Raw genomic sequence first — 22165 nt, forward strand, 5'->3', positions numbered from 1 at the left:
GCGGGCGGTCAGGACGGCGTCCGGGCCACCGTCAGCAGGCGGGTCACGTCCGTCGCGCAGATGGTGAGGGCGGCGCCGATGGTGGACAGGGTGTCACGTTCGGCGGGGGTGTAGGGGCCGTCGGCGAGGGCGATGCGGGCGCCCTGGAGGAAGATCGATTCGCGGCCGGGGGCGGCGAGGTGCGGGGCCAGCGGGTCGAGGGCCTCGTGCAGTTCGATGGCGAGGCCCGCCGCGCAGGGCTCGCCGGTGAAGCGGCCGGTGTCGGCGGCCAGCGCTTCGACGAGGGCCGCCAGCTGGTCCTGGGTGCAGTCGTCGATGCCGGCCGCGCGGACGGCGGTCACGGCGGTCTCCAGGGAGGCGCGCGCACAGGTGCCGCCCGCGGCCAGTACCGCGAGGGCGACGGTGTGCACGGCGTCGCGGAGCATCGCGGAGAAGCGGGTGGTGGTGGGGTGGTCCAGGACGTCGGTGCCGAAGTGGCGACGGCAGGCGGCGCATTCGACGACCGGGCCGGTCGTGCCGCGGGGCACTACGGGCACGCCGAGGAGGGCGAAGCGGCGCTGTCCGGTCAGCCGCTGGTAGTTGCGGTCGCCGCCGCAGCCGGGGCAGAAGAACTCGCCGTCACCGACGGCCGTCCACGCGGTCCGGGTGCCCAGCAGGCGCGAAAGTCTGGCGACAGCGGTACGGCCGTCGGGTCCCCGTCCTGGCAGCACGTCGCACCTCCACATCGCCCCGGCTTCATCGCCGTGCCCCGTGATGTTAGCCACATCGGTGAGGCTGAGTCAGTACCCCGGGCGAGACCTTCCCGTGACCCCCACGGGATTTGGCCGGGAAACGACGGAGCCCCGCCCGCCGGAAGTGGCGGGCGGGGCTGTCGAACCCCTCGAAGCGGCTGTTCAGCGGGCCGCCCGGTTGACGGCCGAGACGACCGCCTTCAGCGAGGCGCGGGTGGTGTTCGCGTCGATTCCGATGCCCCACAGAACCTTGTCGCCGACGGCGCACTCGATGTACGAGGCGGCCTGCGCGGAGGCGCCCTCGCTCATCGTGTGCTCCTGGTAGTCGAGCAGGCGTACGTCGATGCCGATGGACTGCAGGGCCTCGAAGAACGCCGAGATCGGGCCGTTGCCGGTGCCGGTCAGCACGGTGTCGACACCGTCGACGGCGGCCTCGACGGTGAGCGTGTCGACTCCGTCCCTGTCGGTGGTGGACTGGCCGTTCTTGAGCTGGACGCGGCCCCAGGGGTTGCCCGGGTTGGGCAGGTACTCGTCCTGGAACACCGACCAGATGTCGGCCGGGGTGACCTCGCCGCCCTCGGCGTCCGTCTTGGCCTGGATGATCTTCGAGAACTCGATCTGCATCCGGCGGGGCAGGTCCAGCTTGTGGTCGTTCTTCAGGACGTAGGCGATACCGCCCTTGCCGGACTGCGAGTTGACGCGGATGACGGCCTCGTAGGAGCGGCCGACGTCCTTGGGGTCGATGGGCAGGTACGGCACCGCCCACTCGATGTCGTCGACGGTGACGCCCCTGGCCTTCGCGTCGGCCTCCATGGCGTCGAAGCCCTTCTTGATGGCGTCCTGGTGGGAGCCGGAGAAGGACGTGTAGACCAGGTCGCCCACGTACGGGTGGCGCGGGTGGACCTCCATCTGGTTGCAGTACTCCCACGTACGACGGATCTCGTCGATGTCGGAGAAGTCGATCTGCGGGTCGACGCCCTGGGAGAACAGGTTCATGCCCAGGGTGACCAGGTCGACGTTGCCGGTGCGCTCACCCTGCCCGAACAGACAGCCCTCGACGCGGTCGGCGCCGGCCATCAGGGACAGTTCGGCGGCGGCCACGGCCGTACCGCGGTCGTTGTGCGGGTGGATGGAGAGGCAGACGTGCTCGCGGCGGGACAGGTTGCGGCCCATCCACTCGAAGCGGTCGGCGTGCGTGGACGGCGTGGAACGCTCCACCGTGGCGGGCAGGTTGAGGATGATCTCGCGGCCCGGACCCGGCTGGTAGACGTCCATCACCGCCTCGCAGACCTCCAGCGCGAAGTCCAGCTCGGTGTCGGTGAAGATCTCGGGGCTGTACTGGTAGCCGAAGTGCGTCTCGGGGCCCAGCAGCTTCTCCGCGTACTCCACGACCAGGCGGGTGCCGTCGACGGCGATCTGCTTGATGTCGTCCTTGGAGCCGCGGAAGACGACCCGGCGGAAGACCGGCGCGGTCGCGTTGTACAGGTGCACGGTGGCGCGGTGGGCGCCCTTCAGGGACTCGACCGTCCGCTCGATCAGGTCCTCGCGGGCCTGGGTCAGTACGGAGATCGTGACGTCCTCGGGGATGGCGTCCGGGTCCTCGATGATGGAGCGCACGAAGTCGAAGTCGGTCTGGCCGGAGGCCGGGAAGCCGACCTCGATCTCCTTGTAGCCCATCGTGACCAGCAGATCGAACATCGCGCGCTTGCGGGCGGGCGACATGGGGTCGATCAGGGACTGGTTGCCGTCGCGCAGGTCGGTGGAGAGCCAGCGGGGGGCGGTGGTGATCCGCTTCTCGGGCCAGGTGCGGTCGGGGAGGTCGACCTGCTCGTAACGGCCGTACTTGTGGATCGGCATGGGGCTGGACTGCTGGCGGTTCGCCATGATGCGTGGGCTCCTCGATGGTCCGCGGGCATCCGGTGGGATCCGGAAGGGACGGCCGACGGCGCAGCGCCGAACTCCGCGGGGAGGGGGTCGGCCTCGACTACAGGCCCTCGCCGCGGCAGCTAAGGAGAAGCAGCCCGAAACGCATGATGCTCCGCAGCCTAACCGAGACGCACTCCCGCGCGGGGGTCCGTATCAGTATGCGGAACCAGAAGGAGGAAGGGGACAAAAAGTGTCGTATAGCACTCGAAGGCGCCTCGGCACCGGGATTGGCGGCACGGTTCACCCGTCGCGGTCGAGGATGTCGTTGCCGATAGTGACATACGCGTGACGCAGTGCAAGGGTGCGGGGTATGACGACCACCGGGGGCTCCGAGCCCGTCTTCTGCACCATCGTCCCGCCGCACGTCCTGGACCGGCTCGCGCAGGCCGACGACCCCGCGCTCGCCGGCCCCGCCCGCCGCACCCTCCAGCGCGACGCCTACGAGCGCACCCAGCGCCGCCTGACCACGGTGATCGGCGCCGCGGCCGTCGCGCCCCTCGCCGGGGCCGAGCCGGGCAGGCCGCACCGTACGATCCACGACGCCCGGCACCGCACCGCGCTGCCGGGGGCGAAGGTCCGCGAGGAGGGCGACGAGCCCGGCAAGGACGCCACCGTCAACCGCGCCCACGCGGGCCTCGGCGCCACCTTCGAGCTGTTCCTCAAGGCCTTCTCCCGCGACTCGATCGACGGCTCCGGCCTGCCGCTGGTCGCGACCGTGCACTACGACCGCGACTACAACAACGCGTTCTGGAACGGTGAGCAGATGGTGTTCGGCGACGGGGACGGGGAGATCTTCCTCGACTTCACGATCCCCGTCGACGTCATCGGCCACGAACTCGCGCACGGCGTCACGCAGTACACCGCAAACCTGGCCTACTTCGGCCAGTCCGGCGCGCTCAACGAGTCGGTGTCGGACGTCTTCGGCGCCCTCATCAAGCAGTACTCGCTGGGCCAGACCGCCACCGAGGCCGACTGGCTGATCGGCGCCGGGCTGCTCGCCCCGCGGGTGACGGGGGTGGCGCTGCGTTCGATGAAGGCGCCGGGCACGGCGTACGACGACGACGTCCTCGGCAGGGACCCGCAGCCCGCGACGATGGACGACTACGTCCACACCGGCCGGGACAACGGCGGCGTCCACATCAACTCCGGCATCCCCAACCACGCCTTCTACCAGGCGGCCACCGCCCTCGGGGGGAACGCGTGGGAGCGGACGGGGCAGGTCTGGTACGACGTGCTGACCGGCGGCGAGCTGGAGCAGGACGCACAGTTCACGGACTTCGCGACGCTCACGGTGAAGGCGGCGCGGGAGCGGTTCGGCGAGGGCGAGGAGCTGCTGGCGGTGTCGAAGGCGTGGGAGCGGGTGGGGGTGCCGACGCGGTAGCGGCGGTGGCAGCGGTGTGGGCGTCACGCCCGTTCTCGTACTAGACAGGGACCCATGCGTATTCAGGTGCGGCGTACGGGCGGCTTCGCGGGGATCGAGCGGCAGGCCGAGGTGGACACCTCGGGCCGGGCCGACGCCGCCGACTGGCACGCCCTGGCCGAGCGGGCCCTGACCACCGGCCGGGGCACACCTTCGGCGGGGGTCCCGGACGGCTTCAGCTACCGGATCACGGTGGACGGGCGGTCGGTGTACTGCGCCGACCCCCGGCTGACCGAGGAACAGCGCGCGCTGATCAGCAGAGTGCTCAAGGAGGGCGCGTAACCGACGTGACGCGTAACCTCCTTCTGCCGCGCGGGCGTTGACTTCCGTCACGGCCGGTGCGGATGATCCACCCCATGGCGACGACGAACCCGCTCCCCCGCTTCCCGGACGGCTTCCTGTGGGGCGTGTCGACCTCGGCGCACCAGATCGAGGGCGCGGTGGACGCACGCGAACCGTCCGTGTGGGACGTGTTCACGTCCGAGCCGGGCCGGGTGCGGGACGGTTCGACGGCGGCGGTGGCGTGCGACCACGTGCACCGGCACCGCGAGGACGTGGCGCTGCTGTCCGGCCTGGGTGTGGACGCGTACCGTTTCTCCGTCTCCTGGCCCCGGGTGCGTGCGCGAGGCGGCCTGGACTTCTACGACCGTCTGGTCGACGACCTGTGTGCTGCGGGCGTACGGCCGGTGCCGACGCTGTTCCACTGGGACCTGCCGGCCGGTCTGGACTGGCTGGATCGGAGCACCGCGGAGCGGTTCGCGGAGTACGTGTCCGAGGTCGCCGGGCGTCTCGGCGACCGTGTGAAGCGCTGGATCACCCTCAACGAGCCCGCCGAGCACACGTTGCTCGGGCATGCGTTGGGCGTCCACGCGCCCGGACGGAAGCTGCTCTTCGACGCGTTGCCGGTGGCGCACCACCAACTCCTCGCGCACGGACTGGCGGTGCGTGCCCTGCGCGCGGCCGGCGCCGGTGACGTCGGGATCGCCAACTCCCACGGTCCGACCTGGCCGGCCTCCCCCGACCCGGCGGACGTGGCGGCGGCGGACTTCTACGACACGCTCCTGAACCGCCTGTTCGCCGACCCCGTGCTGCTCGGCCGCTACCCGGAGGGCCTCGGCGACCTGATGCCGGGCGACGTCGAGGCGGACCTGCGGATCATCGCGGAGCCGGTCGACTGGTACGGCGTCAACTACTACGCGCCGACCCGGGCGGGCGCCCCGCAGGGCACGGAGATCGACTTCGGCGGTGTCCGGATTCCGGCCGAACTCCCCTTCTCCGTAAGGGATATCGAGGGGTACCCGGTGACGGATTTCGGCTGGCCGGTGGTTCCCGGGGCCCTGACCGAGCTCCTCACCGGCTTCCACGACCGCTACGGCGACCGGCTCCCCCCGGTCGTCATCACCGAGAACGGCTGCTCCTACGAGGGCATCGACGACCAGGCCCGCATCACGTACCTCGACGGCCACCTCCGCGCCCTGCACCGGGCGCTGGAGGCCGGCGTGGACGTACGCGGCTACTTCGTGTGGTCCCTGATGGACAACTTCGAGTGGGCGGAGGGCTATGCCCGCCGCTTCGGCCTGGTCCACGTGGACTTCGAGACCCAGCGGCGCACGCCGAAGGCGTCGTACGACTGGCTGCGCGAGGTGCTGCGCGAGCAGCACCGGGGCCGACGGGCCGGCACCTGAGGTACCGGCGCTCTCGGAGGTACCCGGGGTCGCGTCAGAGGCCCGGGCGACGCAACTGCTTCGGGTCGCGCTACCAGTGCTCGGCGACCTTGACGTGAAGGTCCGGACTGCATCGACATGCGGCTACCGCCGCGCGGCGGGATCCCGAACAACGCCTCGCCCCACCCACAGAACCCGACACCAACGCCCCAGCAACACCCCCCACGTCAAAAGCCCAGACGACGCAACTGCTTCGGGTCGCGCTGCCAGTCCTTGGCGACCTTGACGTGCAGGTCCAGGAAGACGGGGGTGCCGAGCAGTGCCTCGATCTGCTTGCGGGACTTGATGCCGACGTCCTTCAGGCGCTTGCCCTTGGGGCCGATGACGATGCCCTTCTGGCTGGTGCGCTCGATGTAGAGGTTGGCGTGGATGTCGAGGAGGGGCTTGTCGGCGGGGCGGTCCTCGCGGGGCAGCATCTCCTCCACGACCACGGCGATGGAGTGCGGCAGCTCGTCGCGGACGCCCTCCAGGGCGGCCTCGCGGATCAGCTCGGCCACCATGACCATCTCGGGTTCGTCGGTCAGGTCGCCCTCGGGGTAGAGGGCGGGGCCCTCGGGCATCAGCGGGATGAGGAGGTCGGCCAGCAGGTCGACCTGCTGGTTCGCGGTCGCCGACACCGGGACGATCTCCGCCCATTCGATCCCGAGCTCCTTGCCGAGCTGGTCGACGGCGATCAGCTGCTCGGCCAGCGCCTTGCCGTCCACCAGGTCGGTCTTGGTGACGATGGCGATCTTCGGGGTCTTCCTGATCCCGGCCAGTTCCTTGGCGATGAAGCGGTCGCCGGGGCCGAGCTTCTGGTCCGCGGGAATGCAGAAGCCGATCGCGTCGACCTCGGCCCAGGTGGTGCGGACCACGTCGTTCAGCCGCTCACCGAGCAGGGTGCGCGGCTTGTGCAGACCGGGGGTGTCGACGAGGATCAGCTGCGCGTCGGGGCGGTGGACGATGCCGCGCACCGTGTGCCGGGTCGTCTGCGGCCGGTTGGAGGTGATCGCCACCTTCTGCCCGACCAGAGCGTTCGTGAGGGTGGACTTGCCCGCGTTGGGGCGGCCCACGAAGCAGGCGAAGCCGGCCCGGTGGACTGCTCCGGCGGGCTGCTCGGATGACTGGGTACGAACACTCATGCCGCCCATTCTCCCTGATCCCCGGAGCCCCGCCGTACCACCCGCCGGCGACGGGCCCCGGAGGGCCGGGCACCCCGTGAGATGTCCGGCCCGGGAAACGGGGGGGGAGCAGACAGCGGTCGAGCAGCGGTCGAGTGGGGCTCGCGCGGGATCAGTCGAAGACGAACGGGCCCGGTGACTGCGGCCCCTCCGCCGTGCACGTGATGGTGATGAAGCCGAACACGGTCATCCGCAGCGAGCCCCCGTACGCCTCCAGGCTGTCGCCGGAGGCCACGGTGCCGCCGAGCGGGCCGACCGAGAGGGAGTCGCCGGCCGCCATGGCCGGGTTCTTCGTGCCGGCGAACCTCACGGTTCCCCCGTTGTCGTTCACCAGCGTGAGAGTGGAGTTGATGGAGTCCTGGCCGAGGGCGACGGGCGCGGTGAACGCGGAGGTGCTGAGGGTGAGGGTGGCGGCCGAGCCGTTCTGGGTCGCCGTGAGGGTGGCCTCACCGCCGCCGAAGCTTCCGCAGTCGGCGGTGATCGTCGCCGACCCGGGGGCGACTGCGGCGGCGGACGGGGCGAAGGCGAGCCCGCAGACCGCGAGCGCCCCCGCGACCAGTGACGCGCCTGTTCCGATTCGTGTGCCTCTCATGGAGTCCGGTCCCTTTCCGTGGGGGGAACGCCCGGCAGGTGAGAGCGGTCGTCACGCTGCGCGGGCCGGGGGACCGACGGACCGCGCCTGACGGCCCGTCGGAACAACGGTTCCATTGATGCGTGGGAGGCAGAGGACGGCAAGGTTGGATTCCGGCCCATTTACCACCGGTAACACCCAAGAGGGCCGGGATCGTTCCGGGAACCCTGGATCAGGTCATCCCGCGGTCGACGTCTCCCGGACCGTCCCGTCCGGGCCGGCCAGGAACACCGGGGTCGCGGGGCCGCCGAGGTCCCGTACCGCCGCACGGTCCGCCTCCGGCACCGAACCGGCGTCCGTCACCACGGCCGCCGCCTCCAGCGACTTCGCCCCGGATGCCACCGCCGTCGCCACCGCCGTCTGCAGGGCGGTCAGCTTCAGGGAGTCCAGGTCCACGGTCCCGGCGGCATAGGTCCGGCCGTTCTCGTCCCGTACGGCGGCCCCCTCGGGCACACCGTTGCGGGCCCGCGCGGAACGGGCCAGGGTGACGATCTTGAGGTCCTCGGGGTCGAGCGCGCTGCTGTCGGTCATGGCCCCGAGCATACGGAGCGCGGCCCCGGGGACGTGCCCCAGGGCCGCTTGCGGCGCCGTGCCACAGGACCGCTGAGGCTCCCCTGCCGCGGGACCGCGCCTCAGCGCCTCACGCGCGGTCGAGGCGGAGGCGTTCGGCGCGTGGGAGGCCGGCGACGACCAGGTCGTAGGAGTCCTCGACCAGCTCCCGGACCAGCCGGTCCGGGAGGCCGCCGTCGACGGTCACCGTGTTCCAGTGTCTTTTGTTCATGTGCCGGCCGGGGACGATCAGCCCGGGGTGCTCGGCACGGAGCCGGACCGCGTCGTCCGGGTCGCACTTGAGGTTGGCCCTCAGCGGCCGCGCGTCCAGGTTCGTCAGGGCGAAGAGCTTGCCCCGGACCTTGAAGACCGAGGTCTCCGGGTTGAACGGGAAGTCCTCCACGGCCGCGTCGAAGGAGAGACAGAAGGCGCGCAGCTGTGCCGGAGTCATGCCGACGGCTCCCCTGCCCGCTCGTCCCGCTCGCTCCTCTCCCACGCCTCTTCCGTCTCGTCCCGGGACGGGTCGGTCGGCTCCCCCGGGTCCCCGGGGGCGACCGGCTCCACCAGCACGGTGACGATCTTGTTCCGGCGGCCGGCCGCGGCCTCCGCCGTCAGCCGCAGCCGGCGCTCGTCGGGAAGGTCGACCACGGCGGACGCGCCCGCGATCGGTACCCGGCCGAGCATCTTGGCGAGCAGTCCGCCGACGGTCTCCACGTCCTCGTCGTCGTACTCCTCCAGGCCGTACAGCTCGCCGAGGTCGGTGATGTCGAGGCGGGCGGTGACCCGGTAGCGCTCCTCGCCCAGTTCCTCGACCGGCGCGATCTCACGGTCGTACTCGTCGGTGATCTCGCCGACGATCTCCTCGAGGATGTCCTCGATGGTGACGATGCCGGCGGTGCCGCCGTACTCGTCGATGACGACGGCGACGTGGTTGCGTTCCTTCTGCATCTCGCGCAGCAGGTCACCGGCGTTCTTGGTGTCGGGCACGAAGTACGCGGGCCGCATCGCCGTGGACACCAGCTCGCTCTCCGCGTCCCGGCTGATGTGCGTCTTGCGGGCCAGGTCCTTCAGGTACACGACGCCGACGACGTCGTCCTCGCTCTCGCCGGTCACCGGCATCCGGGAGAAACCGGAGCGCAGGGCGAGGGTGAGGGCCTGCCGGACGGTCTTGTAGCGCTCGATCACCACCAGGTCGGTGCGCGGGACCATGACCTCGCGGACCAGGGTGTCGCCCAGCTCGAAGACGGAGTGCACCATGCGGCGCTCCTCGTCCTCGATCAGCGACTCCTGCTCGGCGAGGTCGACCAGCGCGCGCAGCTCCGCCTCGGAGGCGAAGGGGCCGCGCCTGAAGCCCTTGCCGGGGGTGAACGCGTTGCCGATGAGGATCAGCAGGTTCGGGACCGGGCCCATGATCCTGGCCAGCGGCAGCAGGACGTACGCCGCCGCCGTGGCCGTGTTCATGGGGTGCTGGCGGCCGATGGTGCGCGGGGAGACACCGACGGCGACGTAGGAGACGAGGACCATGACCGCGATGGCGATCAGCAGGGCCTCGGCGGTGCCGTCGAACTCGCGCAGGCAGGCGTAGGTGACCAGCGCGGCGGCGGCCATCTCGCAGCCGACGCGGACCAGCAGGGCCACGTTGAGGTAGCGGGTCGGGTCGGCGGCGAGCTTCGCGAGCCCGGCGCTGCCCCGGCGGCCGGAGCGCGCGGCCTCCTCGGCGCGGAAGGTGGAGATCCGGGCGATGCCCGCCTCCGCGCAGGCGAACAGCCAGGCGACGACGATCAGGGCGATCGCGCCGAGGACGAGGTGCGGGCTCATGACACGGTCGGGGCGGGGGACGGGCCGGTGATGCCCTTCTCCGCGCGCCAGCCGTCGACGATGGCGGCCTGCAGGCCGAACATCTCGGCCTTCTCGTCGGGCTCCTCGTGGTCGTAGCCCAGCAGGTGCAGCACACCGTGGACGGTGAGCAGCTGGAGCTCCTCGTCCATGGTGTGCTGCGTCGGCGCCTCGGCGCCCTGCCTGGCGGCGACCTCGGGGCACAGCACGATGTCGCCGAGCAGCCCCTGCGGGGGCTCGGCCTCGTCCTTCGCGGGCGGCCGCAGCTCGTCCATCGGGAACGACATGACGTCCGTCGGTCCCGGCAGGTCCATCCACTGGATGTGGAGCTCTTCCATGGCGGCGGCGTCCACCACGATCACCGAGAGTTCGGAGAGCGGGTGGATGCGCATCCGCGCGAGCGCGTAGCGGGCGATGTCGAGGACCGCCTGCTCGTCGACCTCGGTTCCGGACTCGTTGTTGACGTCGATCGACATCTGCTGCTCGGTCTACTTCCCCTTGTGCCCGGCCCTGCCCCGGCCGCTCTTCTGCGTGCCGTTCTCGGTGCCGTGCTCGCTGTCGTACTGCTCGTACGCGTCGACGATACGGCCCACCAGCCGGTGGCGTACGACGTCGTGCGACGACAGCCGGGAGAAGTGGACGTCCTCGACGCCCTCCAGGATGTCCTGCACCTGCCGCAGCCCGGACTTGGTGCCGCTCGGCAGGTCGACCTGGGTGACGTCACCCGTGATGACGATCTTCGAGTCGAACCCGAGCCGGGTGAGGAACATCTTCATCTGCTCGGCGCTGGTGTTCTGCGCCTCGTCCAGGATGATGAAGGCGTCGTTGAGCGTCCGGCCCCGCATGTACGCCAGCGGCGCGACCTCGATGGTCCCGGCCGCCATCAGGCGGGGGATGGAGTCGGGGTCGAGCATGTCGTGCAGGGCGTCGTAGAGCGGGCGCAGGTACGGGTCGATCTTCTCGTAGAGGGTGCCGGGCAGGAAGCCCAGGCGCTCCCCGGCCTCGACCGCGGGGCGGGTCAGGATGATGCGGTTGACCTGCTTGGACTGCAGGGCCTGTACCGCCTTGGCCATGGCGAGATAGGTCTTGCCGGTACCGGCGGGGCCTATGCCGAAGACGATGGTGTGCTTGTCGATCGCGTCCACGTAGCGCTTCTGGTTGAGCGTCTTGGGACGGATCGTGCGGCCGCGCGAGGAGAGGATGTTCTGCGTGAGTACCTGGGCCGGGGTCTCCTGGCCCTCGCTCTCCCCGTCCTCGGTCGTCTTCAGCATCGCGATCGAGCGTTCCACCGCGTCCTCCGTCATCGGCTGTCCGGTGCGGAGCACCAGCATCATCTCGTCGAACAGGCGCGAGACGAGGGCGACCTCCGTGGCGTCGCCGGCCGCGCTGATCTCATTGCCCCGGACGTGGATGTCGGCCCCCGGGAAGGCCTTCTCGATCACGCGGAGGAGGGAGTCGCCGGACCCCAGCACGGTCACCATGGGGTGCTTGGCCGGGACGGTGAGCTGTACTCTCGCCTGCTCCTGCGCGGAGGTGCGGTCTGTGGGTGTCTGAGTCATGGGCCGGCTCTGAAGGCCTGCGGTTCCTCCTCGTCAGGGCCGCGCAGCTGAGGGCGGCCTCGCGACTCCCAGGGTACGACGCGGGGGTGACAACTCCGTAGACCTTTTCACAGCGGGGTGATCGCGGGCGGGTGGGGACGGGGTGACGGCCGCCCGCACCGGCGGACCGGGGAGGAGAGCGGGGGGTGGGTCAGGCCGACCGGCCGAAGCCGATGGTCGGGACCGCCCGGCGCAGGGGCCAGGGGCGGATCAGGTCGTCGGGGACCAGGTCCGCCAGGAACGCGTAGCGTCTCAGCGCGGCCGGGTCCTGGGCCCGTACGGACTGGACCTCGCGCCACCAGGCGGCGATCTCCGACCAGCCGGGCGCCGACAGGGAGCCGCCGAACTCCTGGACGGAGAGGGCCGCGGTCAGGCCGGCGAAGGCGAGGCGGTCGGCGAGCGGCCAGCCGGCCAGGCTGCCGGTGACGAAGCCCGCGACGAAGACGTCCCCGGCGCCGGTCGGGTCGAGGGCCTCGACGGCGATGGCCGGCACCTCGGCACTCTCACCGGTCCGCCGGTCCACCGCGTACGCCCCGTCCGCGCCGAGGGTGACGACGGCGACCGGCACCCGGTCGGTGAGGGCGTGCGCGGCGGCGCGGGGGCAGTCGGTGCCGGTGTAGCGCATGGCCTCCTGCGCGTTCGGCAGGAAGGCCTCGCAGTGCCGCAGGTCGGGCAGCGCGGCCAGGTCCCAGGCGCCGGTGTCGTCCCAGCCGACGTCGCCGAAGACCCGGGTGCCCCGCGCCGCGGCGCGGGCGATCCAGGAGTCGCTGCGCCCCGGGGCGAGGGAGGCGACGGCGGCCCGCGCCCGGGGCGGGCAGGGCGGCAGGTCCGCGCCGGGCGGGAGCCGCTTGCGGGCGGCGGGGTCGGACGGGCGGGAGGGCTGCTCCGGGGGCGGCTCGTGACCGTGGGAGATCATCGTGCGCTCCCCCTCGTACGCCATGGAGACCGTGACCGGGGAGTGCCAGCCGGGCACGGTGCGCGACGGGGAGAGGTCGATGGCCTCGCCCTTTTCCAGGGCGTCCCAGCAGTAGTCCCCGTAGTGGTCGTCGCCGAAGGCGGCCGCGAGGGAGGTGCGCAGGCCGAGGCGGGCCAGGGCGGTGGCCATGTTGGCGACGCCGCCGGGGCTCGACCCCATCCCGCGCGCCCAGGACTCGGTCCCGCGCACCGGGGCGGAGTCGAGCCCGGTGAAGATGATGTCGAGGAAGACGGTGCCGGTGAGGTAGACGTCCCAGGGCGGGTCGCCGGGCGCGCGCAGCGCGGCGAGCGGGTCGACATGGGGCATGCAGGAGGACCCCGAGCGGACGGCGGCGGCCCGGGGCGCGCTGTCCGGGGCGCCCGTGCCGGCACCCTCGGTGCTTCCCTCGGTGCTTCCCTCGGTGTTTCCCTCTCCGGCTGACGCGGCCGGCGTGGTGGACGCCCTCACGTTGCGCTCCCTGGCCTGGTGCGGTTCTGGCCAGTGTGCACCACGTCGCCGACAACGTGCCGCCCGTCACGTCGGAGCCGCCCCCGCCCGGGGCTCCGGCGTGCCGCCGGGCCTCTCACCAGCGGGGCACCGTCGGGGTGACCCAGTCGGGATCGGCGATCCGCATGGCCGCCGCGTCGTCCCGGTCGCGGAGTGTGCCGTCGTCCTCCAGCCACCGCCGGTGCAGCGCGGTGAGCCGGTCGTGGTCGAGGGTGACGCCGAGGCCGGGCGCGTCGGACACGCGCACGGCGCCGTCCTCGAAGGTGAGGCGCTCGGTGAGGACGTCCTCGGACTGCCACGGGTAGTGGGAGTCGCAGGCGTGGTGCAGGCCCGGGACGGTGGAGGCGACGTGGGTCATCGCGGCGAGGCTGATCCCGAGGTGGGTGTTGGAGTGCATGGAGATGCCCACGCCGAAGGTGCGGCAGACGGCGGCGAGGTTCAGGGTGTTGCGCAGCCCGCCCCAGTAGTGGTGGTCGGAGAGGACGACCTGGACGGCGTTCGTGGTGAACGCCTCCTTGATCTCGGGGAAGGTCGTCACGCACATGTTGGTGGCGAGCGGCACGCCGGTGCGGGCGGCGACCTCGGCCATGGCGGGGGTGCCGAGCGTCGGGTCCTCCAGGTACTCCAGGAGTCCGCCGACCTCCTCGGCCACCTCGACCGAGGTCCCGACGGACCAGGCGCCGTTGGGGTCGAGCCGCAGCGGGTGGCCGGGGAAGGCCTCGGCGAGGGCGCGGACGGCTGCGGTCTCCTCCTCGGGCGGGAAGACACCGCCCTTGAGCTTGAAGGAACCGAAGCCGTACCGCTCCTTGAAGGCGCGGGCCTGCGCGACGACGCCGGCCGGGTCCAGGGCGGCGCCCCAGTCGTCCTTCTCGGCCGGGACGCCGTCGGGGTGGCCGGCCCATTTGTAGAAGAGGTACGCGCTGTACTCCACGGTGTCGCGGAGCTTGCCGCCGAGCAGTGCGTGCACGGGCAGGCCGAGGGCCTTGCCGAGGGCGTCGAGGCAGGCGACCTCGAAGGCGGAGGCGATGGACAGCCGCAGCTTGTCGGCGGTCTGCACGCCGCGCAGTCCGCCGACGTCGACGGCGGTGTCGACCCGGGTTGCCGCGACGGCGACCTCGTCCAGAAGCGCGAACAGTGCGTTCACGTCCGTGACCTTGCGGCCCTTGAGCTGCTCGGCGAAGGGGCGGGCCAGCTCGAGGTACTTGGTGTCGCCGTAGGTCTCCCCCACCCCGGTGGTCCCGTCCGCCGTGACGACCTCGACGATCAGCCGGGGCGTGTACGGCTGGTGGACGCCCTGCGTGTTCAGCAGCGGTGGGTCGGCGACCAGGATCGGCGTGAGCCGTACCTCGGTGACGGTCAGGTCGCGGGCGGTCGGCACGGCGGGCACGGTCTGCGCGGTCACAGGGCGGCTCCTACGAGGTCCGGGCCGGCGGTGAGCGGGGCCTCGGGATCGGTGAGGTCCAAGGGCGAGGGGTCGGCGAGCGGGGCGCGTACGGGGCCACGGGCGGCGTCCGCACGGCCGGGCCGCGCGGACGTGGTACACGTATGAGAACAGAGGTTAGATAGGCGAACAGGGGTCGTCAATGGGCGGGCGGTAACCGGTCCCGGACCGTCAGCCGCCGGTGACGTCCCCTATCGCCTCGACGGCGACCTCGGGCTCGTCGACGTGGATGTAGTGCCCGCTGTTCTCGGCGGTGCTCGGTTCACTGTTGCCGGACAGCGCCGTTTGCAAGAGGTGGAGTGCGAGAACAGAGAGTTCTTGCCGAAGAAGATGATGTCGTTGGCGCCGTTCCAGCCCTCGACGACGTTGAGCCCTTCTTGGATCTCGCGCTGAAGGTCGCGGTCGCGCAGATAGCGGGCGACGAAGATGGTCTTCTGGGCGCGGCCGACTTCGAGCATCGCCTGGTAGACGGGGTGCGAGGCTGTGCGGGTGAAGCGCCGCAGGATCGCCTCGGTGGAGGCGGTGCCGACCCGGATCGCGGTGGCGTACTTGATGAGCTGGTCGTAGTTGTTCTCGATGACGTCCCAGCGGATCGGGCGGGTCATCGCGTCCGCCAGGCGCTCGTAGGTGTCCTCGTCCTCGCGGCCGGGCCGGTACAGCTTGACCTTGTTGATCTGCTTGATGCGCGGCAGCAGGTCGTAGCCCAGGAGCCTGGTCAGTCCGAACCCGATTTCCGACTGGCCGTGCGAATCGACGTAGTTGCCCTCGGCCTGCATGGTGGTGGCGTGCCGCATCATGCCCTCGATCGCGGCGGCGACCTCCGAGGCGGTGCAGTTCAGAAGCTGGCTGTGAATGGCCATCGAACCCTTTTCGATGTGCCAGTACACGAGCACGCCGCGGCCCCCGTAACGGGAGTGCCACTCGGTGAAGATGTTGCGGTCCCAGGCTTTGAAGTGCGTGGAGTCCGAGGCCACGGTGGTGGTGCCCTGGCCCCAGACCGCTTCGGAGCGGGCCGCGAAGGTGGCATTCGCTATCTCGACGCCGGCGGCCTTCAGTCCGCCGGCGGTCAGATAGCGGCGGGCCGTGTAGCGCAGCTCTTCCTCGGTGTGCTTGTGCTCGCCGGACGCGACGGAGCTGATCCCTGAGTTGGTGCCGTAGGCGTACGCGATCAGGAGCAGGCGTTCCAGGAGCTTCGCCTCGTCGATCGCCTCCCGCGTGCCGACCGGGGCGAGGGCCTTGAGCATCCCGGTGCGCAGGGCGGCCTCTTTGAGGATGTCGATGAGGGCGACGGTGCCCCATTTCTTGCGGATCGCCTTCTTGAGCTTGCGCAGGTTCTTCGGCTCTTTCTGCGGCTCGGGCTCGGTGAACTTGATCGCGCCGTTGCGGTGCTTGCCGCTGATCGTGACCCACGGCAGCTTCGGCAGTTTGGTGTCCAGCGCGCCGAGCTCGGCGCGCATCTCGGCCTGGAGTTGGGCGGTGAACACCTTCGCCTCGCGCGGCTTGTTGAGCTTCTCGTAGTACTCCGCGCGCCTGACTTCGAAGTCGTCCGGGAGGTCGTCGTCGGGGTTGCGCCACTTGTCGGCGCCGACGACCCAGATCTCCTTGCAGCGCAGCCGGTCGCGCAGGGCCTGGAAGACGCACGCCTCGTACACGGTGCGCATGACTCGCTTGGGTCCCTTGTCGGGGGTGAAGAGCGCGAACTCCATCCAGTCCTTGCGTACGACGCCTTCGAGCGGGATGGTCTCGCCGAGGGGAAGGTAGGTGGTGGAGGAGCCCTTGTGCCGCTCGATCAGCTTCAACGCGTCCATGACGGGCTTGTGCTGGTCGTTGGAGGAGCGGAAGTCGAGCACGCCGAGGAGCTTCATCAGCCCGCTGCGGTAGTGGTGGGAGTAGGAGGACTTGAACACCTCCCGCTTGGAACGGGCGAACTCGGCGTTCGTCGCCTTCAACTCCGCAACCAGGCCCTTCAGCGTCTTCTCTCCGCCGGCCGCTGGGAAGACCACGGAGCGGACCGAGCGGGCCTGGTAACGGCGTCGGACGATCAGTTCAGGCGACGGCTGGATGCCCAGCCAGTTCAGGCGACGGCTGGATGCCCAGCGGCCTTGCCCGTGGCATCCCTGCGCATGGCGGTCATGTCCAGGTCCGCCAGACCGGGGAACCGGCGACAGTTGAATACACGAGCTCATCAGTATGGGATCCCTGTGCGGTCGACGAGGGTGTCAAACGGCGCGCTGTTGGAACTTCGTGAGGACTGGGCGAGGCTCGCGGTGGCCCGGCAGCGAATCTGTCGGGCCACCTCCCGGTCAGTGAGTGTCGGTGCGTTTTTCGAGGCGAGTGCCGTGGCGAAGGGTGATCGACATCAGGTCGCTGGGGGCGTTCAGCTCCAGGCGGTGCCAGCGGCCGCGGGGGACGATCACGGCGGTGCCTGCCTGCAACTGCACCATGTCCTCGGCGCCACCGGGCGTGGTGGCACGGAAGTAGAGGCGGACGCCGCCAGTCAGGCAGCACACCGCCTCTTCGGCCTCCGGGTGCATCTCCCAGTGGTCGGCGTGGACGTCGACGTCGGTCTCCACGTGGAACGTCGTGATCTGCCAGGCGCCGGAGTCGCTGCTCGTCATCTGCCGTTCGGCGGCTCGGACATCGCCGTCGGGGCGGAACTGCAGCGCGGAGACGAACAGGTCGATGGGGGTCGTCGTCATGATGGCGTTCCTTCCAGTTGGTTCTTTGTGGGGGCGGCGGGTTGCGGGGGGTCAGGCAGGGCGGCCTGGCGTCGGGGCAACACCCCGATCGCCACGACTGCCGCGAGTACGAAGAGGCCGGCGGTGACGGCCAGGCCCAGGGCATAGCCGTCGTTGAGGGAGGCGGGGTCGGTGGCCGTGCCGGTGCGGAGTGCGGCGATGGTGGCCAGGGCGGCCAGGCCGACGCAGCCGCCGAGTTGGCGGGAGCTGTTGAAGAGGCCGGAGGCCATGCCGGCCTCGCGGGAGGCGACGCCGGTGGTTGCGGCGGCGGCGACCGGGGCCAGGACCAGTCCGACGCCGACGCCGGTGATGAGGCAGGGACCGAGCACGTCGGTGAGGAAGCCGCCGCCGGGGCTGATGAAGGCCAGCCAGGCCAGGCCCACGGCGGCCAGCAGAGCGCCGGGCACCAGGGCAGCTCGGGGGGTGCGCGCCGTGGTGACGCGGGTCGCGATGATGGTGCCCGCGACCAGGCTCACGGAGAAAGGCAGGAACGCGGCGCCGGTCGCTGCGGCACCCATGCCCAGGACCTGCTGCATGTACAGGGACACGAAGTAGAACGCCGTGAACTGCCCGGCCGCGGCCAAGAAAACCAGCACGTTGGCGCCGGCCACCCAGCGACTGCGCAGCAGGCCGAGGCGCAGCAGCGGCGCGGGGGCCCTGGATTCGGCGAAGGTAAAGGCGGCCAGGATCGCGGCCGCAGCGGCGAGGGTCGCCACGGTGGCCAGGGATCCCCATCCTCGGGCGTCGGTGCGGACGACACCGAACACCAGCAGCCCGACTCCTCCGGTCGCCAGGACAGCGCCGAGCACGTCCAGCCTCTCGCGCCGGTCGGGCTGTGCTCCGGCGGGCACGCCTGCCAGCACCAGCGCGAGAGCCGCCGCCACGATGGGCAGGTTGACCAGCATCACCCAGCGCCAACCCGCGTACTCGGTCAGCAGGCCACCTGCCAGTACCCCCAACGCTCCCCCTGCGGCGTTCACCGCGCTCCACACCCCGAGCGCCCGGACACGCCGAGGGCCCTCAGGGAACGTGGTGGTGAGCATGCCCAGCGCGGCTGGGGCGGCAGCGGCAGCACCCAGGCCCTGACCGGCGCGGGCAGCGATCAGTTGCCAGGGCGCCTGGGCCAGCCCGCCCACCAGCGAGCACAGCCCGAAGACGACCAGGCCCCCCACGAACAGCCGACGGTGACCGTACAGGTCACAAGCACGCCCCCCCCAGTAGCAGCAGTCCGCCGAAGGTGAGCGCGTAGACGTGCACGATCCACGACAGGTCGAGCGGCGCGAATCCCAGCGCGTTGCGGATTGCGGGCAGTGCGACGTTGACCACCGACATGTCCAGAGCGAAGACGAACTGGGCGACGGCCGCCGCCGCCAGCACCACTCCGGATCGCCCCCGTAAGTTTTTATACATGTAAAGAAACTAGCGTTAGGGGATCGCCGTTGTCGAGACCTGGGGAATGATGGGGGCATGCCGCAGCCGTCCGCACCGCGCAAATCCCCTGGCCGACCTCCCCGTATATCCCGCGAGGAGGTCATCAAGACGGCCCGCCGGATCGTGACCGAGGAAGGCGTGGACCGGCTGACCATGCGGCGGCTGGCCACGGAGATCGGCAGCACACCGATGGCGCTCTACCACCACGTCCGCAACAAGGAAGAACTGCTCGTCCTGCTGCTGGACGACTACGCGGCGCAGGCGCTGCGCCGACCCGAACTGCCCGCCCACCCTCGCGAGCGGATCGTCGTTGCCGCCGCCGCGATCCACGAGGCGCTCGCCGCCTGTCCCTGGATCGTGGAAGTGCTGACCGCCGATGACCTGATGTCCACGTCAGCGCTGTGGTTTGTCGAGCAGATCGTCGACGGCCTGGTCGAATGCGGACTGTCCCCCGAGCGGGCCGTGCACGGTTACCGCGCGATCTGGTACTACACCGCTGGAGAGATCGTGGTCCGGGCGACAGCGGCCCGGCGGCGCGCAGACGACGACCGAGGGACCTACCGGGAGCAGGTCTTCGGCAATCTCGACCCGGGTGAGCTGCCCCGGTTGGCACAGATCGCGGACCGCTGGGCACCGCTGACCGGCGAGGACACTTACCTCGACGGGCTCCGAGCTCTGGTGGATGGCCTTCTCGCCATCCGCTGACGATTTTCCGTCGCCGATGATGTGCGCCTGGCCCTTGGCCGGACACTCCCCACTGGATCTCATGTGTCCTTGAGTGTCGGCAAACGACCGTCTGTCGACACTCATACGCGTGATCACGAACCCGCAGGTGGGCACTGTCGACAACTCGCGTCGGAAATCAACGTCGGTGAACGGTCGTCGGAGTAGTTTCCGACAATGCTTCTTGGCTACTGCCGCACTTCGACGGCCGATCAGAATCCCGACCACCAGATCGACGCACTTCTCCGCGACGGCGTCGACCGCGACAACATCCACGTCGACGTCGCCAGCGGCGCGAAAGCCTCCCGTCCCAAGCTCGATCTCGTCATGCAGTTGATGCGCGAGGGTGACACGTTGAAGGTCACCCGGCTCGACCGGCTCTCCCGCTCCGTGCTGCACCTGGTGACCCTCGGCGCCGAGCTGCGCGAGCGCGGGATCGGGCTGCACGTCATCGAGCAGGGCATCGACACCTCCACCATGGAAGGCCGGGCCATGTTCGGGATGCTCAGCGTGCTCGCGGAGCTCCAGCGGGAGCTGATCGTGGCGAACACGAACGACGGGCTCGCCTCCGCGCGGGCCCGCGGCCGGGTCGGCGGGCGCCGGCCGAAGCTCACGGCCGACCAGGCCGAGCTCGCCCAGCAGCTCTACGACGCCCGGGAGAAGACCGTCCAGCAGATCGCCGACATGTTCAACGTGCCCCGTTCCACGGTCTACGGACACCTCGACAAGACCAAGACCGTGCCCCGCCAGCCGAAGAAGACCGCTGCGGCGAAGCCCTGAAAGCTACCGGCGGGTTACTTGTCACTTGGTTCGCCACTCGTTAACGACACCCCTACGGCGAGGGCGGCGTGGACGGCGTGGGGACTACGGGAAGACGTACGCCTCCACCTCGGCGAGGTACCTGCCCCGCCGCTCCTCGTCGTCGTCCAGGAAGGCGGCGAGGAAGGAGTTGCGGGCCAGCTCGCGCAGCCGCTCCGGGCCGAGGCCGAGCGTGTCGCGCACCGCGTCGAAGGTGTCGCCCGCGTAGCCGCCGAAGTAGGCCGGGTCGTCGGAGTTCACCGTGCACAGCAGGCCGGCGTCGAGCATCGCGGGCAGCGGGTGGCCGGCGAGGGTGTCCACGGCGCGCAGCCGGACGTTCGACAGCGGGCACAGCGTCAGCGGGATCCGGTCCCGCACCAGTCGTTCCACCAGCTCCGGGTCCTCCACGCAGCGCAGCCCGTGGTCGACCCGTTCGACGCCGAGGACGTCCAGCGCCTCGGTGATGTACTCCGGCGGCCCCTCCTCACCGGCGTGCGCCACGCGCCGCAGCCCGAGCGCGGCGGCCGCCTCGTACACCGCACGGAACTTCCCGGGCGGATGCCCGACCTCGGCCGAGTCCAGGCCGACACCGGTGATCCGGTCCAGATGGGGCTTCGCCGCCTCCAGGGTCGCCAGGGCCGACTCGGCGGACTCGTCCCGCAGGAAGCACATGATCAGCCGGGTCGAGACGCCGTGCGTCTCCTGACCGCGCCCGAGCGCCCGCCACAGCCCGTCGACCACGGTGCTCATGCCGACGCCGCGCGCCATGTGGGCCTGCGGGTCGAAGAAGATCTCCGCGTGCCGCACGCCCTGCGCCGCGGCGCGGGCCAGGTAGGCGTCGGCGAGGTCCTCGAAGTCCCGCTCGGTGCGCAGCACGGCCATGAGTGCGTAGTACAGGTTCAGGAACGACTGGAGGTCCTGGAACCGGTACGCCTCGCGCAGGGCGTCGGTGTCGGCCCAGGGCAGGTCGACGCCGTTGCGGGCGGCGAGGGCGAAGGCGAGCTCGGGTTCGAGGGTGCCTTCGATGTGAAGGTGCAGTTCGGCTTTCGGTACGGGCATCGAAGCATCGTACGGGCGGCCTCAGCGGCGCTTGGGGAGCGGCACCCGCAGCAGATCGCGTGCCACGGTCAGCTCGCCCTCGTACCCGGCGGCCCGCGCCTGCCGCTCGAACTCCTCCGGGTCGCTGTAGCGCTGGCTGAAGTGGGTGAGCACCAGATGCCGTACGCCTGCGTCCCGTGCCGCCCGGGCCGCCTGGCCGGCCGTCAGATGACCGTGCTCGACGGCGAGTCGCTCGTCCTCGTCGAGGAACGTGGACTCGATGACGAGCAGGTCGCAGCCCTCGGCGAGCGCGTGCACCCCCTCGCAGAGCCGGGTGTCCATGACGAACGCGAACCGCTGGCCGCGCCGCACCTCGCTGACGTCCTCCAGCGCGATCCCGTCGAGCGTGCCCTCGCGCTGGATGCGGCCGACGTCCGGCCCCTTGACGCCGTGCGCGGCGAGCCGGTCGGGCAGCATCCGCCGGCCGTCGGGTTCGACCAGCCGGTAGCCGTACGACTCGACGGGGTGCGACAGCTTCCGCGCCTCCAGGGTGTATCCGGCGGTGCGGGCGAGCGGGCCGTCCGCGGCGACGGGTTCCTCGGTGATGCCGACGGTCTCGCGGTAGGCGGTGGCGTACCGCAGCCGGTCGAAGAAGCGCTGCCCGGAGCCCGGGTAGTGCGCGGTGACGGGGTGCGGGACCCGGTCGAGGTTGATGCGCTGGATCACGCCGGCGAGGCCGAGCGAATGGTCGCCGTGGAAGTGGGTGACGCAGATCCGGTTCAGGTCGTGCGCGGCGACCCCGGCGCGCAGCATCTGGCGCTGGGTGCCCTCGCCGGGGTCGAACAGGATGCCCTCGCCGTCCCAGCGCAGCAGATAGCCGTTGTGGTTGCGGTGGCGGGTGGGAACCTGGCTGGCGGTGCCGAGCACCACCAGTTCGCGTACGGACAAGGAAGCCGCCG

Annotated in this window: 20 protein-coding genes and 1 pseudogene; 5 read left to right on the forward strand and 16 right to left on the reverse strand. The window is 70.8% G+C overall.

Translation table 11 applies throughout. From position 1 onward, the window contains the following. Positions 1-8: 8 nt before the first annotated feature. Positions 9-710: a TerB family tellurite resistance protein gene (locus ACFWVE_RS01135; protein ID WP_384006988.1), complete on the reverse strand. Its 702-nt coding sequence runs from the start codon at positions 708-710 to the stop codon at positions 9-11. Between the two features lie 183 nt (positions 711-893). Then, complete coding sequence (gene leuA, locus ACFWVE_RS01140) at positions 894-2615, reverse strand: 2-isopropylmalate synthase (protein ID WP_384006991.1); 1722 nt, start codon at positions 2613-2615, stop codon at positions 894-896. Positions 2616-2967: 352 nt separating this feature from the next. Between leuA and ACFWVE_RS01145 the strand changes: the two genes are divergently transcribed. The 3 genes from ACFWVE_RS01145 (at position 2968) to ACFWVE_RS01155 (ending at position 5762) form a co-directional block, all read left to right on the forward strand. Then, complete coding sequence (locus ACFWVE_RS01145; protein WP_384006994.1) at positions 2968-4038, forward strand: M4 family metallopeptidase; 1071 nt, start codon at positions 2968-2970, stop codon at positions 4036-4038. Between the two features lie 54 nt (positions 4039-4092). After that, entirely contained in the window at positions 4093-4359 is a 267-nt protein-coding gene (locus tag ACFWVE_RS01150; protein WP_384006997.1) for a protealysin inhibitor emfourin, read from the forward strand. Positions 4360-4433: 74 nt separating this feature from the next. Beyond that, on the forward strand, positions 4434-5762 hold the full coding sequence (locus ACFWVE_RS01155; protein WP_384007000.1) for a GH1 family beta-glucosidase: 1329 nt from the start codon (positions 4434-4436) through the stop codon (positions 5760-5762). 206 nt (positions 5763-5968) lie between these two features. Here ACFWVE_RS01155 and era read toward each other — a convergent pair whose 3' ends face one another. From era to ACFWVE_RS01215, 12 genes and pseudogenes are all read right to left on the reverse strand, one after another. Next, complete coding sequence (gene era / locus ACFWVE_RS01160) at positions 5969-6922, reverse strand: GTPase Era (protein WP_384007003.1); 954 nt, start codon at positions 6920-6922, stop codon at positions 5969-5971. A gap of 151 nt (positions 6923-7073) precedes the next feature. Continuing rightward, positions 7074-7553, reverse strand: a complete 480-nt coding sequence (locus tag ACFWVE_RS01165; protein ID WP_384007006.1) for a hypothetical protein — start codon at positions 7551-7553, stop codon at positions 7074-7076. A 216-nt stretch (positions 7554-7769) separates the two neighbouring features. Continuing rightward, positions 7770-8123, reverse strand: coding sequence for a cytidine deaminase (locus ACFWVE_RS01170; protein ID WP_384007009.1), 354 nt, complete (start codon positions 8121-8123; stop codon positions 7770-7772). A 109-nt stretch (positions 8124-8232) separates the two neighbouring features. Beyond that, positions 8233-8592: an MmcQ/YjbR family DNA-binding protein gene (locus ACFWVE_RS01175; protein ID WP_384007011.1), complete on the reverse strand. Its 360-nt coding sequence runs from the start codon at positions 8590-8592 to the stop codon at positions 8233-8235. Next, complete coding sequence (locus tag ACFWVE_RS01180) at positions 8589-9959, reverse strand: hemolysin family protein (RefSeq protein ID WP_384007014.1); 1371 nt, start codon at positions 9957-9959, stop codon at positions 8589-8591. Before ACFWVE_RS01180 ends, ACFWVE_RS01175 begins: the two co-directional genes overlap by 4 nt. Then, positions 9956-10453, reverse strand: a complete 498-nt coding sequence (gene ybeY, locus ACFWVE_RS01185) for an rRNA maturation RNase YbeY (RefSeq protein WP_383808846.1) — start codon at positions 10451-10453, stop codon at positions 9956-9958. The genes ACFWVE_RS01180 and ybeY overlap by 4 nt, the downstream gene beginning before the upstream one ends. 12 nt (positions 10454-10465) lie before the next feature. Continuing rightward, complete coding sequence (locus ACFWVE_RS01190; protein WP_384007018.1) at positions 10466-11536, reverse strand: PhoH family protein; 1071 nt, start codon at positions 11534-11536, stop codon at positions 10466-10468. A 190-nt stretch (positions 11537-11726) separates the two neighbouring features. Continuing rightward, positions 11727-12857 carry a carbohydrate kinase family protein gene (locus tag ACFWVE_RS01195; protein WP_384007062.1) on the reverse strand — a complete coding sequence of 377 codons (1131 nt, stop codon included), beginning with the start codon at positions 12855-12857 and terminating at the stop codon, positions 11727-11729. 256 nt (positions 12858-13113) lie between these two features. After that, entirely contained in the window at positions 13114-14415 is a 1302-nt protein-coding gene (locus tag ACFWVE_RS01200; RefSeq protein WP_384007065.1) for a glucarate dehydratase family protein, read from the reverse strand. A gap of 254 nt (positions 14416-14669) precedes the next feature. Beyond that, positions 14670-16481 (reverse strand): Tn3 family transposase, encoded by a 1812-nt coding sequence (locus tag ACFWVE_RS01205; protein WP_384007021.1) that lies wholly within the window; start codon positions 16479-16481, stop codon positions 14670-14672. A gap of 300 nt (positions 16482-16781) precedes the next feature. Further along, positions 16782-17177 carry a cupin gene (locus ACFWVE_RS01210; protein WP_369478174.1) on the reverse strand — a complete coding sequence of 132 codons (396 nt, stop codon included), beginning with the start codon at positions 17175-17177 and terminating at the stop codon, positions 16782-16784. Then, positions 17174-18626, reverse strand: a pseudogene (locus ACFWVE_RS01215) (MFS transporter). The gene ACFWVE_RS01210 and the pseudogene ACFWVE_RS01215 overlap by 4 nt, the downstream one beginning before the upstream one ends. Before the next feature lie 57 nt (positions 18627-18683). Between ACFWVE_RS01215 and ACFWVE_RS01220 the strand changes: the two are divergent. Both ACFWVE_RS01220 and ACFWVE_RS01225 read left to right on the forward strand, forming a co-directional pair. Next, complete coding sequence (locus ACFWVE_RS01220; RefSeq protein ID WP_384007024.1) at positions 18684-19352, forward strand: TetR/AcrR family transcriptional regulator; 669 nt, start codon at positions 18684-18686, stop codon at positions 19350-19352. 195 nt (positions 19353-19547) lie between these two features. Then, positions 19548-20150, forward strand: coding sequence for a recombinase family protein (locus tag ACFWVE_RS01225; RefSeq protein ID WP_384007027.1), 603 nt, complete (start codon positions 19548-19550; stop codon positions 20148-20150). Between the two features lie 84 nt (positions 20151-20234). Here the strand turns inward: ACFWVE_RS01225 and ACFWVE_RS01230 are convergent, their stop codons facing one another. Together ACFWVE_RS01230 and ACFWVE_RS01235 are read right to left on the reverse strand one after the other, a co-directional pair. Further along, positions 20235-21227, reverse strand: coding sequence for an adenosine deaminase (locus ACFWVE_RS01230; protein WP_384007030.1), 993 nt, complete (start codon positions 21225-21227; stop codon positions 20235-20237). A gap of 21 nt (positions 21228-21248) precedes the next feature. Continuing rightward, positions 21249-22154, reverse strand: a complete 906-nt coding sequence (locus tag ACFWVE_RS01235) for a ribonuclease Z (protein WP_384007033.1) — start codon at positions 22152-22154, stop codon at positions 21249-21251. Between the last annotated feature and the right edge of the window lie 11 nt (positions 22155-22165).

The sequence above is a fragment of the Streptomyces sp. NPDC058632 genome (genome assembly GCF_042717095.1).
In the GTDB taxonomy this organism is placed as follows: domain Bacteria; phylum Actinomycetota; class Actinomycetes; order Streptomycetales; family Streptomycetaceae; genus Streptomyces.